We start from the raw sequence: 18,695 nt of genomic DNA, 5'->3' as shown, positions 1-18,695 counted from the left end.
CTTCCTTTTCAGAAGTGCTTTTCGTTAAAAGCGGTGCAAAGGTACGAACTTTTTTTAAACATGCAAGAGTTTCCACAAAAAAATTTCGAGAAGATTTCCAAAGGATAGCAATATCTAGGTATTTTATGTTGAAAAGCATAAAATGGAGCATATTTATGCTGATTATATGAAAAATGATTGTAACTTTGTGCGCTCTAAAGAAAAGGATAACTACAACCTCTAATTTTATCATTTATGGAATTAAATAAAATCTTTAAAGATGGTCTTTGGAGCAGCGAAATCAACGTCAGGGATTTCGTAAGTCATAACATCACTCCGTATTACGGAGATGCTTCTTTCCTCGAAGGACCTACCGAACGCACAAAAGCCGTATGGAACCGCTGCCTCGAAGCGCTGGCGGAAGAAAGAGCAAACAACGGCGTCCGCTCGCTTGACAATGTTACCGTATCCACCATCACTTCCCACAAAGCCGGATATATCGACAAGGAAAACGAATTAATCGTCGGTCTGCAGACAGACGAACTGCTGAAACGTGCCATCAAGCCTTTCGGCGGTATCAACGTAGTGAGCAAGGCTTGCCACGAAAACGGCGTGGAAGTGGACGACCGCGTAAAAGATATATTCACTCACTACCGCAAGACGCACAACGACGGCGTATTCGACGTATATACCGAAGAAATCCGCTCGTTCCGCTCACTGGGATTCCTGACCGGACTTCCCGACAACTATGCCCGCGGACGTATCATCGGTGACTACCGCCGTATGGCGCTCTACGGTATCGACCGACTGATTGAAGCCAAGAAAGAAGACCTGCGCAACCTGACCGGTCCGATGACCGAGGCCCGCATCCGCCTGCGCGAGGAAGTGGCAGAGCAAATCAAGGCATTGAAGGACATGAAGGTTATGGGCGAATATTACGGACTCGATTTGAGCCGTCCTGCCTACACCGCACAGGAAGCAGTTCAATGGGTATATATGGCTTACCTTGCCGCCGTTAAAGAACAAGACGGTGCAGCCATGTCATTAGGAAATGTTTCTTCCTTCCTCGACATCTACATGGAATATGAACTGAGCAAAGGAACCATCACCGAATCTTTCGCACAGGAACTTATCGACCAGTTTGTCATCAAACTGCGCATGGTACGCCACCTGCGTATGCAATCATACAACGACATCTTTGCCGGCGACCCGACCTGGGTAACCGAATCTTTGGGTGGACGTCTCAACGACGGACGTACCAAAGTAACAAAGACTTCCTTCCGCTTCCTGCAAACACTGTACAACCTCGGCCCGTCACCAGAACCGAACCTGACTGTATTGTGGAGCCCGGAACTGCCGGACGGTTTCAAAGAATTCTGTGCCAAAGTTTCTATCGACACTTCTTCTATCCAGTACGAAAACGACGACCTGATGCGCGAAGTACGCCAGTCAGACGACTACGGAATCGCTTGCTGCGTGTCTTACCAGGAAATCGGAAAGCAGATTCAATTCTTCGGTGCACGCTGTAACCTAGCCAAAGCCCTATTGCTCGCCATCAACGGCGGACGTTGCGAAAACACGGGTACGGTCATGGTGAAAAACATCCCTGTACTGACCAGTGACACGCTGAACTTCGAAGAAGTAATGAGCAACTACAAGAAGGTATTGACTGAAATCGCCCGCGTTTACAACGAAGCGATGAACATCATCCATTATATGCACGATAAGTATTACTACGAAAAGGCACAGATGGCTCTCGTAGATACCAACCCGCGCATCAACCTTGCTTACGGTGTAGCCGGACTTTCCATCGCGCTCGACTCACTGTCTGCCATCAAGTACGCGAAAGTTACCGCCCGCCGCAACGACATCGGTCTGACGGAAGGTTTCGACATCGAAGGCGAATTCCCTTGTTTCGGTAACGACAATGACAAGGTAGACCACCTGGGTGTTGACCTGGTATATTTCTTCAGTGAAGAGTTGAAGAAGTTGCCTGTTTACAAGAATGCCCGTCCTACCCTATCATTGCTGACCATCACTTCTAACGTGATGTATGGCAAGAAGACCGGTGCTACTCCCGACGGACGTGCCAAAGGCGTTGCCTTTGCTCCGGGTGCCAACCCGATGCACGGACGCGACAAGAACGGTGCTATCGCTTCTTTGAGCTCTGTCGCAAAGTTGCGCTACCGTGACTCACAGGACGGTATCAGCAACACCTTCTCCATCGTTCCCAAATCACTGGGAGCTACCGCAGAAGACCGCATAGACAACCTGGTTACCATGATGGACGGCTACTTCACCAAAGGCGCTCACCATTTGAACGTTAACGTTCTGAACCGTGATATGCTTTATGACGCTATGGAACATCCGGAGAAATATCCTCAGCTCACAATCCGTGTTTCCGGTTATGCCGTAAACTTCGTGAAGTTGAGCCGCGAACACCAACTGGAAGTTATCAGCCGTAGCTTCCACGAACGTATGTAATCTATCTACTCTATATGACGATAAACGTACATTCATACGAAAGTATGGGAACATTCGACGGGCCGGGCTTACGGCTCGTCGTTTTTCTTCAAGGCTGCAATTTCCGCTGCCTGTATTGTGCCAATCCCGACACGATAGCCGGCAAAGGTGGTACGCCTACCCCGCCGGAAGAGATTGTCCGCATGGCCGTGAGCCAGCGTCCCTTCTTCGGAAAGCGCGGTGGAGTTACTTTTTCGGGCGGAGAACCTACGTTTCAGGCGAAAGCGCTTGTCCCGCTGGTTCGCGAGCTGAAAGAGAAAGGGATTCACGTCTGCATAGACAGCAACGGCGGCATCTGGAATGAAGATGTAGAAGAGCTTTTCAAACTGACCGACCTCGTATTGCTTGATATCAAAGAATTCAACCCCACCCGCCACCAGACGCTGACCAGAAGAAGCAACGAACAGACCATCCGCACGGCGGCATGGCTCGAAGAGAACGGAAAACCGTTTTGGTTGCGATATGTGTTAGTGCCCGGATACAGCGACTTTGAAGAGGATATCCGCCAACTGGGAGAGGCTTTGGGAAAGTACAAGATGATTCAGCGTGTAGAGGTGCTGCCTTACCATACGCTAGGCGTACACAAATACGAAGCCATGGAACAGGAATACAAGCTGAAAGATGTAAAAGAAAATACCCCCGAACAACTTGAAAAAGCTGCGGGAGTATTTAAAGAGTATTTTGCTACTGTGGTGGTCAACTAACCGCCACAGTAATAAATAGAGAGAATCACCATGTCTCTGTTTCTATAGATTCATCGAAAATTCGATTCTACAACCCAAGGCATTCATTATCCGATAGAAAGTAGATACCTTAGGTTCAGTCCGCCCACTCTCCACTCTTGATATATAAGAGCGGTCGGAACCGATACGCCGGGCTAATTCAGCCTGACTGATTTTAGCCTTTTTCCGCGCATCCTCAATAATCTGCCCCGTGTAAAAAGCATAGGCTTTTCCTTCTGCTTCCGCACGTTCAGAGGTGTCCTGTTTGCCAAAACGCTCATCAATCAATGCACTGACATCAAAAAGTTCTTCATTTGTTTTTACTTCCATAATACTCCTTTCTTAATATCTTTGCTTTATCAATCTCCTTTTTAGGGGTCTTTTCAGACTTTTTTTGAAAACCATTGAATAATATCACAATACGTCCTTCGTCAAAACAAAAGAATATCCTATATATATTACCTTGATATTCAATACGAAGTTCATATAAAGCCCCTCGTCTATCAATCTCATAAATTTGACAGGCATTCTATCCTGTGTTTGCAGCAGCATCAGCACATATAATATTTTATCTTAAGTTCCTGTATCTAAGCTATTAAAGAACTCTCTAAAATATCCTTTATATGCAATTATTTTCCTTTCTATATCACAAAGGTACAAATCGTTGTTCAACTATACAACAAAACAGTCTGCTTTATATTATTTTTCATTCTTTTTACCGCATAAGTGTGAGGGAGGAATTGCAACCTTTTACTCTTATATTTTATTTTTTCCTATCTATATTTTCTAATAAAATAGACACGAATGTTAGAAATCCTCCCTCACACCCCTCACACTTTCTCTTTTTCTTCTTTAAAAAGACGGCGGGAAATCCGAAAAACACAACCGTCTTTTTCAGATTTCCCGCCACGTTTTCTAATCAGCTTCCGGGCCACCCCGGACTATTCAAAATTCCCTTCCGAATAATCTTTAAAATCTCCGGAACGCTCTTTCTTCTCATAAGACACCAACGTCTCCACACTAAGCACTTTCCCATTTTTAGGACTTATGACATCTATCACATTCGCCAAAGAGCGGAAAGTCTGTTCGCAGTTCGCTACTCCGTCATACGTAAGACGACCGTGGTCGATAGCCGCCAGCACTACGGAAATGTACTGCTTCGGGTCACCCAGATATTCGATTGTGGCAGGCGTATGCGATTCAAGTTCCCGAACCAACAGACCGACTAATCTTTTTTTTGGTCGAACAGCTCGATTAGTTTTTCACTCTGCACATTGATTTATGCATCTACTTCACGAAGTTCATTTTTCAATGAACAAAACAATTCATCATTACATGAATTTTCCATAAAACTATTATTTAATTGATTATAAAAAAGCCATTCCAGGAAGAATAGCAATCATTACTTACTCCCCGGAATGGTGACTAATACCTCGAAAACAAAGACTTATATTCTAACCTAATGTACTCACTTTAATTGACTTCTTTTGATTTTGCATTCCAAACTAATAAAGCAAACAATACTGAAAGTAATGCCGCACCAATCCAAAACCAATTGATATAGGTGAAGTCGTAAACATCGACTCCATTCTGAACGGTTTTGTGACCTTCTATTAGTATACCGCTCATCACGTCTTGCAGTCCGGCTCCGATGTAGCTGGCAATGCCGACTACCCCCAAAGCGGCGCCCGATGCATTACGGGGAGCAATATCCACTGCCATTAAACCACCTAGAAAACAGATCAAGACTCCGATACCTAAGCCGAAAAGTACCATTGCCAATGCATCTATCCAAAAATGAACACCTGGAACTAAGAGAAACAGGCAGAGAGCAAACACATTCATCACCCCAAATACTAAAGCGGGAATATTACGACTGCCGGAAAAGAACCTGTCGGAAATGATACCGGAAAATACCGTGCCGATGATTCCGCAAATGGAACTGATAGATATGATGAGACTGGCATCCAATGTAGAGTATCCCTTTTGAGCTTCCAGATAAAAAACGCCCCAACTATTTACCGCATAGCGGCTGATATACATAAATGCACTTGATAAAGCCAAAATCCAAATTGCGGGATTCTTCAAAACTGCTTTTTGAGCTTTGTTGAAATCTTCCGTCTGTTTACCGGATGAAGACTGGGAATCTGCGGAGGAAGAATCTTTGTCCAACAAGAATCCCTGACTCTGTGGCGTATCACGCATAAAGACAAGCATCATCAGGAACCCCAGGATACCAATTACTCCGGCTCCAATCATTCCATATCTCCACCCCATCCAACTAACCAGCAATGCTATGGAGATAAACGTCAATGCTTCGCCCAAATTATGACTGGCAGACCAAAAACCATAGAAAGTCCCCCGCTCCTTACTGCTATACCACCGTGTCAGCGAAACGACACCGGACGCCGCCCCCATTGACTGAAACCAACCATTCAATCCCCAAAGTATGACAAATGCATAAAATGAACTGGTGAAGCCCAAACACAGGTTTATCAAAGCGGAACATACTAATCCGGTAGACATAAAACGTCGCACATTGCTGCGGTCGGCAAGAAATCCATTCGTCAGCTTACCCACTGCATACACGAAAAACAGGCAGGAGCCTATGATTCCTAATTGAGTTTCGGAGAATATTCCTTCCTCTACAATCGGCTTACGCACTACATTCATACTGAGACGGCAAACATAGTAGATGCCATATCCGGTAGTGGCCGACAGGAACGTAGCCCAACGGATACGCTTGAAGCGTGAAGAACGTTCGGAATCAGTCTCTCCCCCGACTGCCGGAGGAGAGATTTTGTAGAAATCCAATATTTTAAATGCCATAAACGGAATTTACATATTAATGAAATGCATCTACTTTATGCTCATTACGTTTCTTACGGGCTTGCAAATATTCCAATAAATAGGCGGTACGATCGGTCTGAATAATGGTCGCGCCGAGTGTGTCTATCAAATATCCGTAGCCTTCATCCGGGTTTTCCAACGATTTATCATCGTCATGCCCGCCTGCCATTGTATCCCAAAGGGTATTATACCAAATTTTACTTTTTCCTTCAAGTTTAGCCCTCACCTGTTTAGGGAGTTGGCAAGTATCCGATTCGAACAGCAGTTCAAAAGCTACGGGATGAAGTTCTTTCATAAAATCATCTATTTGCTGCATAGCTCCCGGCCTGTCCAAATGTACGATAGGCATATATATAATCCGGTCCAAATATTTTCCCAAATCCTTCTTTACTTCCGCAACAGGTTTGGAGCCTTTCATAATGACCTGCCCCACGGTTCCGGTTTTCTCCAAGATGGGAAAAATCTCATCGAATATCGGATATGCCTTATCCAAATTTACCATCACACGCCCTTTAGCTGTCAACAACGCTTCTTCCAATGTAGGCACACGGTGTTTGGTTTTCAATGCGGCACCATTCTTCAGGCGGAGAGTCCGGATGGAGTCCAGTGTCCATTCGGCAATCCTGCCTTTTCCGGTTGTCGTTCTGTCCAACGTCTTATCATGCATAAGAATCAACTGTCCGTCTTTGGTCTTCTGAATGTCCAGCTCTACCACGTCGGCTCCCAGCCGGATAGAGCTTTCAATCGCTGCCAGTGAATTTTCAGGTGCAAAACGCCAGTCCGCCCGATGGGCTACGACGGTGATTTCTTTATTATCAGGATTTGTTATCTTTGCGTAAATAGCCTTTACCGGTTCATCTGCAAACAGGCAGAAAGGAAACATCAGGACAATTACTATGATTATATATTTCTTCATATTCATTCTTGTTATCTATATTCTTTAGATTTCAAATACTTGGCTGCCACTTCGGCATAATCGGTCTGTACGACATTAATGCGCTTGTTTATCATACCTACAAGCCCCGAATAGTTCTCTGACAGCATATTCGTATCATTCGCCCCTACAATATTGGAGAAAAGAAGCCAGCCTTTAGATTTAATATCTTCGGTCATTGCGCCCGAAATAGCATCCGAGGTAGATAGTTGCATCATCTGTACATTGTCCGTATAGGAAGAAGCAAAGTAAGTAATATCGTCCGCTGCTTTTGCCATCGGATGCAGTAACAGGCTGCCATTTGCAGCTTTCAAATCATACGCATAATTGCGATTGTTCGATACATACAACAGAACTTCGCTTTCCATGTCGAGTTTTTTAAGTAATGACACCATTGTAGCTACGGCAACGTCTTTGTTGACAATATCCAAATTGAAATACACCTTTCCTTTCCCCTTTTTCAATGCGTCCTCTAAAGTCGGAATACGTTCGCCCGTCAGGTTGCCTGCCGCATCTTTGAGATAGAACTGTTGCAGTTGCTGATAGGTATAATTTCCTACCACGCCACTTCCGTCGGTGGTTCTGTCGATAGTATTATCGTGCATCAGCACCAATATCCCGTCCGAAGTGGGACGTGCATCCAGTTCGATCATCTCTACTCCGGCATTGATGGCATATTCTATGGAAGGCAATGAATTTTCCGGAATGCCGTTGGCTATGCCCTTCTGTGTGTTTGCCCGATGGGCACAGAGCCAGACTTTATATGAGCTATCCTCAAACAGGTTCTTTAAATCGGCCTTCAGATTTCCCGTGATGGGGAGTTGTCCGCCCGGCTCACCGCCCGGATTTTCGCCCGATCCGCCCAACTGTGCACTAGAATGACGGCTGTCTTTCCCTTTCATCGGCCACGCGGAAGCTGCACTTCCGGTGATACCTTCATCTTCCAAAGCTACCAAAACACTCTTTGACGGATCTACGGTATTCGTGACACCGATATAAATTGTGCCGTCCGGCCCGATTGTCGGTGAGCTCCATATCTTTCCGATACCTGCTTCCCAGTTGTCTTTCAGAGGGGAGTCACTTTCATTAATCAGTGCGGTGAGGTCTTTTTTCAGGATTAGCTGTTCTTCCGATGCTTCGGGTTTAATGATATAATAATTGCCGGACTGGGTTCCAAAATGAATATTTCCGGCTTGGTCGATTGCCGCGCATCCGCTGACATCTTCAGGTACACCATAATGCCACTGGATAACTCCATTAGGGGATAAAGAAACCACTCCGCCCGTAGCTTCGCCCGGAGCACGTTTTACAGTTACAATGATGCTTCCGTCCAGACCTATCACAACGCCACCTTGATCCAATGTTCCTACATTTCCCAACGAAGTGCGCCATTTTTCGACTCCGTCGCTTCCCATGGCAAAAGCACTGCTTCCTATTCCAGGGAATGTGGCAATCCCATAGATTGTTCCGGCTCCATCCACTGCTACGGAACCATTCATATTTTCCGAAGGTTTGTCATTTCCAGAACTATATACCTGCCATGCCCACGTCACATTACCGCCTGTATTCAACGCAGATGCCGAAGCACCGAATAATCCGTTCTTTCCGCCTGACCAAACCAATGTATTGTTCGCCAATGCAATTCCGGCAGAGACTCCGCCCGAAGGGCCTCCCGAATTATCCGCATTTGCCACATAACCTACTCTGTATCCGGTGTTCTTATCAACGGCAAGCACCGAACCGGTAGAGCCGCCATTACCCATATAGACGTGGTTTTCTCCAATCGCGCAGGTCAGGTAATTGATACGGGGTGTGGAAGCCTGCCCTTTATTCCAGAATCCTTTTTCGGCATCTCCGGCAACTACCCATTTTTTCGTTCCATCGGGATGAATGGCATATACACGACCTACCTTGCCACTTGTATCGCCGGTTCCTACATAGACAGTACCATCTGTGTCGATGCTCGGAGTTGTGTGCGTATTGCCGGACGGAGAATCGCCATCAGCAGAAGTCCATAAATCGAATTGCCAAAGCTGTTCGCCCGTTGCGGCAGAGAATTTACGTAAATAATGGTCATTGGAAGTCATATACACATTATTATCATCACTGACTGCCGGAGCCGTGGAACGTATTTCGCCCAATACGTGGGCACCTACCCACTTCAGTTTCACATTCCCGACTTCGGGCAGAGGTTCTGCTTCAATCGTCAGCAATTTATGAGCCATTGCGTAATTTCCTTTGCCATCTTTGACGTGCAGAGTCACTGTATAGGCACCATTCGTTTCATAAATTACTTTAGGGGCAATCTCGGTCGAAGTCTTTCCGTCCCCCAAATCCCATTGGCAGGTATAGTTGCCTTCTCCGCCCATCGTTTCATTCATGATACTGACTTCTTCGCCTACATAATAGGTCGTCTTGTCAAAAGCAAATTTAGCTGTCAGCGCATTTTCTTTCCAATCATCCGAGCATGCCGAAAGTACCAGCAGGCAGATGAAAAACGTCGCAAATATTTTTATATTCTTCATACTCTGTTCTTTCTAAGATAATTAATAACCTGGATTTTGAGGATAGTTTTCTTCTCCCGCCAAGTCGCGTTCCGACTGGGGCACCGGATAGTACATCAGGTAGTTTCTGCCGTTCAAGGAAGTAAACAAGTCCAGACGATTGGTTCGTTTCAAATCATACCATCGCTGACCTTCCGCGTACAGTTCACGGTGACGCTCATCAAGTATCTGGTTCTGAAATTCAGTATCAGTCATGCTTGAGGGTAGCGAAACGGTGGCGTAACGTTTGTTCATAAACTCTTTCAGTGTAGACAATCCGTTGGCGGCTCCCAGCGCTTCTGCTTTAATCAGATACATCTCTGCCACGCGAGTAACTACAATCGGTGTTTGAGACGGTTGTTCATTGGTGACAAACTGACCGGTACTTCCATTCGGGAATTTGATAATGCGGCTATTATCCGCGCCAAACACGGCTTTTGCGCGTATGTCTTGTTTCTTGACAGTCGTATCATCGAAGAGATGTCCGTAACAGTCAGTAGAGGGAGAATAATCCCAAGTGGGGTCGATGTCGTTCACCGTTTGGTAGAATAGCAGCAGACTAGTGCTGCGTTTGTTGGCTAGCGCAAAGACCAGTTCTTTGCTACTGCTGTTGGAGACAAAGGCATTAGCATACTCGGTCGATGTAGCACTCAATGCAAAGCCGGATTTGGTAATCACCTTATCGGCATAGGCGGCTGCGTTCGTATAGTCTTTCAAAGACAGGCAGACTTTGGCATTCAGTGCGTCACAAGCACTAAGAGATACATAAAAACGGTCTGTAAACTCTAGTAGTAACCCTTCGGCTTTCGTCAAGTCTTCTTTGATAAAACTCCATACTTCTGCTTCGGGAGAGATGGGTACGACGTCATAGGTACGTTTACGCAAGATAGGAGCTCCACCCCAGCGAGTAGCTAAATGATAGTAAATCAAGGCTCTGAAATAGTAGCCCGTACCACCTGTCTGCTTCACTACCAGGCTTTCTTTATTAGAGGATGCTTCATATGTTTCGACCAGGAAATTTACTTGTTTCAGGGCGGTGAAGCATTTCTGCCACTGGCTCAAAACTTCTTTGGAGCTGGGAGCCATCAACATCGGGTCGTTCAGGGAAAAACCGGGACCTGCCTTGAAATTCTCGCCTTTTACGTCACCGTCCATATAGAACTTGAATACCAGTTCTTCCATTTCGGCGTACACTCCATTCAATAATTTTTCCAAATCGGATTCGCTCAACATATCTTGAGGTATCTGATCTTTAGGCCGCATATCGTCCAGCATACCTGAACAAGCCGTCATCCACAAAAGGCACATGCTACACAGCAAATAGTTGATTATAGTATAGTATCGTTTCATACATCTATGTTTTTAAAAGTTTAGATTCAGACCAAAAATAAATGTTCTCAATACAGGTTGCAGACCGAAGTCAACACCATAATTTGAATCACCCGGACTGCCGGAGAATGATGTTTCGGGATCATAACCGGAATATTTGGTGAGGGTCAGCAGATTATCTGCCGAAACGTAGACTCTCAATGAATTCACGCGGAGTTTCTTAACAACTGATTCCGGCAAAGTGTAGCCCAGGGTCACTGTTTTCAGTTTGAAATAGGAAGCATCTTCCAAATAACGTGTAGAGGTCTGTACGTTGTAGTCATAATCGTATCCGGTATGCACTCCGATTCGTACAGGACGGGGAATCGTGTTGCTTGTTCCTTCTCCGCGCCAGTATCCGTTGGCTACTTCTTTGCTTACATTAAAGTATTGTTCCACAGATTCGCCCCGGTCGCTTACTTTTACATTCGATAGTGCGAGCCCCAAATGGTCGGTACCTTCGGAACCATTCACTCCCCGCCATGCCGACATTACTTTGCCGCCTACGGAGAATTGCCCGAACAGAGACAGGTCAAAACCTTTGTAGGAGAAGTTGGAAGTGATACCTCCGTAAAAGTCAGGAATGGCTTTTCCTACGTTCATCCGGTCGGCGTCGGAAATGTCACCGTCTTCGTTATAATCGAAATATTTCACGTCGCCGGCACGTACGCCTTTAGCGTAAAGTTTCGCAGGCACTTCTTCGTCACGCTGGTAGATGCCTTCCATCTTCAGCATATAAAATGTACTGATGGGCTGACCGTTGATTAGGGCATGCATCGAACCACCCAAGAGGTTACTTCCGCTACTGGGAACTATATACATATCATTTCCTTCAATCAGGGAGAGCAATTTGTTCTTCACGAAAGAGATGTTTCCCCCCAAATCCCATTTGAACTTTCCGGTAAGAATTTTGCCGTTTAAAGCCAATTCGAGTCCTTTATTCTCCAATGAACCAATATTTGACTGCAAGGTGGTATATCCGGTGGTCGCATTGACCGGTTTCTTGAACAGCAGATCGGTGGTCTTTTGATAGAACATATCTACGTTTAAAGTCAGGCGAGACTGAAACATTTCTATATCAAATCCGATATTGAACTGGCTGGCTTTCTCCCAAGTCAAAGCACGGGCGTCTTGCGAAATCTGGAATCCGGCGGAACCATTGTAGGAAGCGCCGCCCGCACTGATAAGTGACAACGGAGCATAGTTGCTCACTCCTGCCATGCTGCCTGTCATACCCCAGCTTAGTCTTAACTTGGCGTCATTGACGTATTTGTTTTTCGGGAAGAATCCTTCATTGGATGCCCGCCACGCAAAAGAAGCAGAGGGGAAATAACCGTATCTCTTGTTTTTCGCAAAACGAGAGGAACCGTCACTACGCAATGAGGCATTCAGTATATATTTGTTGTCCCAGTTCAAGGCGATTCGTCCGAAATAGGATTCTAAAGCGTAAGAGGTATAGCTGATGTTTCCGGCATAAATATTGGGGCCTGCATTGATTAAATCAAAGTTTGAGGAAGGAAATGCACCGTTGGCGTAGTTGTCACTCTTTGCGCCGAATTGTTCATAAGTGTATTTTTCAAACGAATGTCCCAGCATGACAGAATAGATCAGTTTATTCCATTCATTGTTGTAAGAGAATATGTTGTCTATCACATAGCGGAAGCTCTGGTCTTTTTGTTCCGCCAATGCTCCCCAACCGCTGCTGTTTTTGCGGGCGTCATGTTTGTCCGACAGTTTCTTTGAGGTGTTATCCAAAATGCCATATACGCTTACTGTCGGTGTGTATTTGAATCCTTTGAAGGGAGTGACGTCTATGCTGAACACGCCGGATAGTTGATATTTCTTGGCTACCCAGTCTTCTTCGTTTATCAGCATTACGGGATTGTGGCGCAGAATATCCGTTCCATTCACTTTGTAGGATGTTCCGTCTTCTTTGTAGGGTGAATACCAGGGTTGTTCTTCACGTGCCGTACGCAGCACTTTCAGACTGGTGCTTGTTTCTTCCAACAGGTCTGAACGGCTGACGGAACCTGCCAAGTTCATATTCAGTTTGAAGATGTTATTGATCTTATGGGTGAACTTTGCGCGCATATTATATTGGTCATAGCTGCTTTTATTCAAATATCCTTCCTGTGTGTTGGCTCCCAAAGAGGCGAAAAAGGTGGTTTTTTCATTTCCACCGGAGATGCTGATGGAGCCGGTACCTGTCTTTGAGTTTTTTCTTGATATTTCTTTCACCCAGTTGGTTTCCTGAATTTGAGAAGGAACATACAATTGAAGGTTAGCTCCCATCTGTACATTGTAATTATCAATAGCGGCTTGCATCGTATTCATATACTCCGTCGAATTGGCCATTTCAATGTCGCTGGCCAGATAAGCGAATCCGTAACGACCGGACACCTCTATCTTCGTCTTACCTTGCTGACCTGATTTAGTGGTTATCAACACGACTCCGGCATTGGCACGCGAACCATAGATGGCAGCGGCGGAAGCGTCTTTCAAGACTTCCATACTTTCAATGTCATTCGGATTCAGGTTGGGATATTTTTCACTCGGGATACCGTCAACAACATAAAGCGGCGAACTTCCTCCACTGACGGAGCCGATGCCGCGAACGGTTACATTGGGGCTTTCGCCCGGAGTGCCGGAAGCTGAGGATATATTCACACCTGCCACACGTCCTTGCAGCATTTTTATCGGGTTATAGTCATTACCTTGGTCTATATTCTCCATCTTTACTTTACTGATGGAAGTTGTCACCAGTTTTTGTGACTGTACTCCGTAGCCGACAACGACGACTTCATCAATCATTTTGCTATCTTCCTGAAGTATTACTTTTACTAATGTCTGACCTGTGGTAGAAAGATCGACTGTTTTATAACCTATATAGGAGATTGTCAATACTCCCTTTTCCGGCACGTCTGCTAATGTGAATTTTCCATCGAAATCTGTTATCGTCCCATGTGACTCACCTTTGACCACAATGCTTGCTCCGATAATAGGTTCTCCCTTTTCATCTACAACGGTGCCTGTTACTTTTTTGGCTACTGACTTGTCCTGAGCTTTACGAATCAATACAATCACATTGTCTTGTTCTTTTTTATAGGTCAGTTCCATTCTGCCCAGAAGTAGTTCCATCGTTTGGGCGATTGTCGCATTTTGAACATTCAGCGATATTTTCTGATTTAATTCAGGAAGACTTTCACTGTAGAAAAATTTGTAATTACTTACTTGCTCGATTTTCTTTAAAGAGGCTCTTAAAGAAATGTCTTTCACATTCACCGTTATCTGGGAATAAGCGGCAAAAGAGATGCTTAAAAACAACAGCAGGCATATAGCCCGTAGTGTTCTCCAGTTCTTACTTCCCTCAGTATGGGTTTGAGGGAATTTCACAAAGGTTTTTCTGTTTTCCATATATCAAAACTTTTAAGTTGTTTGATAGGTATACAGACTGCTATATCCTCCCGTCCAAGCGCCTATCAGACTTTAACTCTCGTTAACTTATTCAAATTAGAGAATAAAAAAGCCATTCCAAAGAAGCGGGCTCCGGAATGGCTCTATTCTATGTTTTACTCAATAAACGATTATATTACTTTGTATTCACCAATATTACGTTCTTCTGCATTGAAGGAGACACCGACTTTAACCAGCTCACGCCCGTCTGTCCGGTAAGGTAACAAATATCCTTTTTCATCTATTTGCCTCAGAGCTTCGTCTACTGTTCCTTCCAACTTAAACTCAAAAACATAAATACGGTCTTTTGTTTTCACCACGGCATCGGCACGTCCCTTTGCACTGCGGACTTCTGCATCTACATATTGTCCCATCAACTTAAAGACGAGATAAAAGATAACTTGATAATGGCGTTCGGTCTTTGTATTCAATTCATAGGGAATGTCGGCAAAGAAAGATTTCATACGTTCCATAAAGGAATGAACGTCGCCCGACTGAAGTTCGCGGACAAACTTAACAGCATTAAAATCTGTTTCATCGGAAGAGATGGGGGTGTAATAGGGTATCAGGAATTTAAGGAAACCATATTTTACCTCATCATTCGGAAAACCTAGCGTATATAGGTTCAATGATTTATCAAAGTTTTTAATAGTCAGATAGCCACTTTGGTAAATCATCGGAAGAGGATTCTTCGTCTCTGCACGGTATTCGGCGAACCCGGAGCTTCCTACTTCCAAGCCATCTATCAGCAAACGTAAATCATAATCGCTTTGCTTCAGCAAGTCTACAAGATAGGTAGGAGTACCAGTCTGAAACCAATAATTATCAAACATTAATCCATCAAATACATTGAGTACACTGAAGGGATTAAATAGTCCTTCTTCGCTGTATGTAAAGTGATAGCCATCGTACATCGCTGTCATTTTATCGACTGTATCTTCAAAGGACATCTCCTGCACTTCTGCCAACCGCTCCAACTCGGGAGTAAATGTGGATACTAATTCTTTTTTAGTAATACCACAGATATTGGCGTATGGAATCTTCATGCTAATATCATTCAGTTGATTCAAATCACTGAACACACTTACTTGGGCAAATTTAGTGACTCCTGTCAAGAATATAAACCGGAGATAGCGGTCGGAACTTTTCAGCACACCATAAAAGGCTTTCAGAATACGACGGTATTCATCCAACAGGTTCTCGTCCAAAAGGGCTTGCAGTAAGGGTTTATCATACTCGTCAACCAATACCACAACTCCTTTTCCTGTTTTCAGGCAGGCCTGCTCAATGACATAACTAAAACGTTCTTCAGGACTACGGTTTTTCTTCTCATCACCATAGACGGCTTCCCATTTCTCCAAATATTGGTTTAGCATGGCGACCAAATCTGCTGCCGTCTCATATTTCTTCGCATTCAAATCAAGATGCAGAACCGGATATTGCTCCCACTTTGTCTCTAACTTTTCAATTGCCAAGCCTTCAAAAAGGTCTTTACGACCTTGAAAATAGGCTTCAAAAGTAGAAATTAGCAGACTTTTGCCAAAACGACGGGGACGACTAAGGAAATAAGGCTTTCCCGTATTTATTATTTGCCACAAAATAGCCGTTTTATCTACATAAAGGAAACCGCCCTTACGTATATTTTCAAACGTCTGTATCCCTATCGGCAATTTACGTTCTAATGTATTCATTGCATCTTCAAATTAGTGTACCACAAATATAGACGTTATTCAAAGAATAAACAAAGATACCCTATGAAAGTTCCACTTATTTCTCTTTCAAGACAATCACCGAACCGTCCATTTCATAATAAAAAGGTGAAGTAAGCATCAGGATATTCAAAGCGTTCTGTATGCCACCACCCGGAATGGTTCCCGTAAAGTATTCTTTTGGCAGTTTACTGGAATCGAAGCGGATTTCCACGTCATAAATACGTGAAAGAGTTTTCATTATATTCTCCAAAGATTCTTTCTCGAAATAGATATTTCCTTTCGTCCATTCGATGTAGTCATCCGGGTGCACCTGGGCGGTTGTTATCTTATGCGTGGTTTTGTTATATTCTATTTTGTCGCCGGGCTTCATGATATGCGACGTTTCCTGCGCATAGACTCCCACTTTTCCTTCCAAAAGAACGACTGTCACGTCTTTGGCGTCTTCATAGGCTGATACATTGAAAGAAGTACCGAGTACCTTCACTTCCAAATCACCGACTTGCACAATAAAGGCGCGCTTTTCATCATGGGCTACTTTGAAATAGGCTTCGCCATTCAGTTGTACACGACGGACTTTTTCTCCGAAATTATTCAGGTAGCTTAATTGTGAAGCGGAGTTTAGCACGACATTCGTTCCGTCCGGCAATTCAATGGTTGCTTTGTCTCCTTTATCGGCTTTTACTATAAAGGGAGCTCCCGCTGTTTGAGAAGAATCTATAAGATAGTAGGTAAAGAAGGCGACACAGATAGGCAGAAGGATGGCGGCAGCCCATTTCCACGGATTCATGCGAATGACCTTTCGTTTCTCCTCCCCTTGTGTCTCTTCTTTGATTCGGGCAAATAGTTTGTCACGCAGTATCGGATTAATGTCGGCATCCGATTTGGAAAACTCCTCTTCCCACCAGCTTTGTAAGCGGCGGTCGTTCTTTATCCAATCGGATAGCTCTTTAATCTCAGCATCCGTTATATTTCCTTCGAAATACTTCTCAATCAGCTCTTTATAATATATTTTATCCATCTTCTTACTTATTTATAGGTATACATTTTCATCCTATCTACTATCCAAAAATGTGTATTACAATTACATTTCATTAACAAAGAAGGCGAACAGAAGCGCAATTACCTTATCGTAATGCTTCATCAACTGTTCACGCATGAACTTCACAGCCAAAGATAATTGTGTGGCGACCGTGCTTTCGGAAATCCCCATCATCTCGGCTATTTCCTTATTCGTATAGTTCTGACGCTTGCTTAGGATAAAGATTTTCTTGCGTTGAGCCGGCAGTTCCTCTGCCAAAGAGTCGATATATTCGTTCAAGAAACGCAGGTCAATATTATCTTCTGTCTGCGAGTCACGGTCTACCCCACTCTTCATCAGATATTCATTGTAAACATATTCAATGGTCTGACGCTGATACATATTCATCAGTAAGTTTTTGGCTATCGTACAGAGAAAAGAAATAAAAGAAGCGTCGGAATCGACTTTCTCACGTACTTCCCATATACGAATAAAAGTGGATTGCACCACTTCTTCAGCCATATATTGATTGCCGGAAGAAAGCCGCATTATGAAATTGTACAGTTTGCCACTATACATCGTATATAACTTTTCAAATGCCTGAAAAGAGCCTTCCTTTAACTTGATTAATAAAAGTTTTTCAGCAGTAGTCTCAATCATATTTTAGAATTTTGCAACAAAGGTATGTCACTGTTGGTCTGAAACAGGTGACAATATTATTAATATTTTCTCAATTATCCGATTTTTCGGGAAGGTTTCTGCATAATATTTATTTTTACTAAAGTCCAAAAATAGTTAATTAACTACTTAGACTATTCAATATTCCGCTAGCATACAAGGATATTTTCTATCTTTGCAATAGAATTACGTTATCAAAGATGAAATGTAATTTTAAGATTAAATATAATGGGCAATATCAAGACAAAACAAAAAAAAATATCTTCTCAAAAGCAGAAGAATAAAATCAATCCCTCAAAAATTGATGATGGGAAAAAGTTTGTATTGTCTGATGTATCCAAAGAAGAACTAAGTAAAAGAAGGATTCCAGTATATCCTTACCTCCTCTAAATGTTAGAAAGCGCTTACCCATTCTTTTTCATTCAAAAAGATGAAGAAAATGAGGATGGACTTCTATCTATATCATTATACAGATTCAAATCCACTAAATCAAATTTGGTTTATATCGTTCGAGTAGAACAATATGAATACAATATCTATGCTGTAAAATTCTATCAGAAAAGCCATAGATTGTCCCATAATAAATACAGGATAATGACCAATACATTCGAGCCTAGAAGGATTATAAATACCTGTATTAATATTATGCTTTCTATTTATGAAGAAGATCCAAAAGCTTCATTTGGTTTTATTGGAGCCAACGGCTTCAACGAAGATACTAAGTGTACTAAAAGATATAGAGTCTATTCAAGAATTGTAGCAACTTATTTTAGCGACAGGGTTTTCTATCATAAAGAAAATATAGAGAAAAGTGCATATATGCTCATCAACAATATAGCACTAAAAGAAAATCCCGACTTGATTCAACAAATCGAGATTTTCTTTATTAACCAATATGATTATTTTGAATAACAG

General features: G+C 43.5%; 13 protein-coding genes and 1 pseudogene. 3 read left to right on the top strand and 11 right to left on the bottom strand.

What is annotated here, in order from left to right:
* The first annotated feature begins 234 nt into the window (after positions 1–234).
* Both pflB and pflA read left to right on the top strand, forming a co-directional pair.
* On the top strand, positions 235–2,463 hold the full coding sequence (pflB, locus tag ACGHVY_RS03840) for a formate C-acetyltransferase (protein ID WP_308744259.1): 2,229 nt from the start codon (positions 235–237) through the stop codon (positions 2,461–2,463).
* Between the two features lie 14 nt (positions 2,464–2,477).
* Entirely contained in the window at positions 2,478–3,206 is a 729-nt protein-coding gene (gene pflA / locus ACGHVY_RS03835; protein WP_390597262.1) for a pyruvate formate-lyase-activating protein, read from the top strand.
* 42 nt (positions 3,207–3,248) lie between these two features.
* Here the strand turns inward: pflA and ACGHVY_RS03830 are convergent, their stop codons facing one another.
* The 11 genes and pseudogenes from ACGHVY_RS03830 to ACGHVY_RS03780 all read right to left on the bottom strand — a co-directional run bounded on the left by ACGHVY_RS03830 (position 3,249) and on the right by ACGHVY_RS03780 (position 17,762).
* The gene (locus ACGHVY_RS03830; protein WP_390597260.1) at positions 3,249–3,554 is read right to left on the bottom strand and encodes a helix-turn-helix domain-containing protein; all 306 of its coding nucleotides are present in this window, start codon (positions 3,552–3,554) and stop codon (positions 3,249–3,251) included.
* A pseudogene (locus ACGHVY_RS03825) lies at positions 3,535–3,776 on the bottom strand (type II toxin-antitoxin system RelE/ParE family toxin). The gene ACGHVY_RS03830 and the pseudogene ACGHVY_RS03825 overlap by 20 nt, the downstream one beginning before the upstream one ends.
* 389 nt (positions 3,777–4,165) lie before the next feature.
* Positions 4,166–4,441 carry a hypothetical protein gene (locus ACGHVY_RS03820; RefSeq protein ID WP_308744251.1) on the bottom strand — a complete coding sequence of 92 codons (276 nt, stop codon included), beginning with the start codon at positions 4,439–4,441 and terminating at the stop codon, positions 4,166–4,168.
* A 256-nt stretch (positions 4,442–4,697) separates the two neighbouring features.
* Positions 4,698–6,053: an MFS transporter gene (locus tag ACGHVY_RS03815; RefSeq protein ID WP_390597258.1), complete on the bottom strand. Its 1,356-nt coding sequence runs from the start codon at positions 6,051–6,053 to the stop codon at positions 4,698–4,700.
* A gap of 16 nt (positions 6,054–6,069) precedes the next feature.
* Complete coding sequence (locus tag ACGHVY_RS03810; RefSeq protein ID WP_390597256.1) at positions 6,070–6,990, bottom strand: glycerophosphodiester phosphodiesterase family protein; 921 nt, start codon at positions 6,988–6,990, stop codon at positions 6,070–6,072.
* Between the two features lie 11 nt (positions 6,991–7,001).
* Positions 7,002–9,533 (bottom strand): glycerophosphodiester phosphodiesterase family protein, encoded by a 2,532-nt coding sequence (locus tag ACGHVY_RS03805; protein ID WP_390597255.1) that lies wholly within the window; start codon positions 9,531–9,533, stop codon positions 7,002–7,004.
* A gap of 21 nt (positions 9,534–9,554) precedes the next feature.
* On the bottom strand, positions 9,555–10,901 hold the full coding sequence (locus tag ACGHVY_RS03800; protein WP_390597253.1) for a RagB/SusD family nutrient uptake outer membrane protein: 1,347 nt from the start codon (positions 10,899–10,901) through the stop codon (positions 9,555–9,557).
* Between the two features lie 12 nt (positions 10,902–10,913).
* Complete coding sequence (locus ACGHVY_RS03795; protein ID WP_390597252.1) at positions 10,914–14,333, bottom strand: TonB-dependent receptor; 3,420 nt, start codon at positions 14,331–14,333, stop codon at positions 10,914–10,916.
* 170 nt (positions 14,334–14,503) lie between these two features.
* Positions 14,504–16,063 (bottom strand): ATP-binding protein, encoded by a 1,560-nt coding sequence (locus ACGHVY_RS03790; protein WP_390597250.1) that lies wholly within the window; start codon positions 16,061–16,063, stop codon positions 14,504–14,506.
* A 76-nt stretch (positions 16,064–16,139) separates the two neighbouring features.
* A complete protein-coding gene (locus tag ACGHVY_RS03785; RefSeq protein ID WP_390597248.1) occupies positions 16,140–17,102 on the bottom strand; it encodes a FecR family protein in 963 nt (320 codons plus the stop codon).
* A gap of 63 nt (positions 17,103–17,165) precedes the next feature.
* Positions 17,166–17,762 carry an RNA polymerase sigma-70 factor gene (locus ACGHVY_RS03780; protein ID WP_390597246.1) on the bottom strand — a complete coding sequence of 199 codons (597 nt, stop codon included), beginning with the start codon at positions 17,760–17,762 and terminating at the stop codon, positions 17,166–17,168.
* Between the two features lie 408 nt (positions 17,763–18,170).
* Here ACGHVY_RS03780 and ACGHVY_RS03775 point away from each other — a divergent pair, with 408 nt between their 5' ends.
* Complete coding sequence (locus tag ACGHVY_RS03775) at positions 18,171–18,692, top strand: hypothetical protein (RefSeq protein WP_308745871.1); 522 nt, start codon at positions 18,171–18,173, stop codon at positions 18,690–18,692.
* Positions 18,693–18,695: the final 3 nt, after the last annotated feature.

Source organism: Bacteroides sp. f07 (genome assembly GCF_042854785.1).
GTDB lineage: Bacteria > Bacteroidota > Bacteroidia > Bacteroidales > Bacteroidaceae > Bacteroides.
Note: the sequence above shows the minus strand (reverse complement) of the source record. Positions and strands in the feature narration are given on the sequence as shown.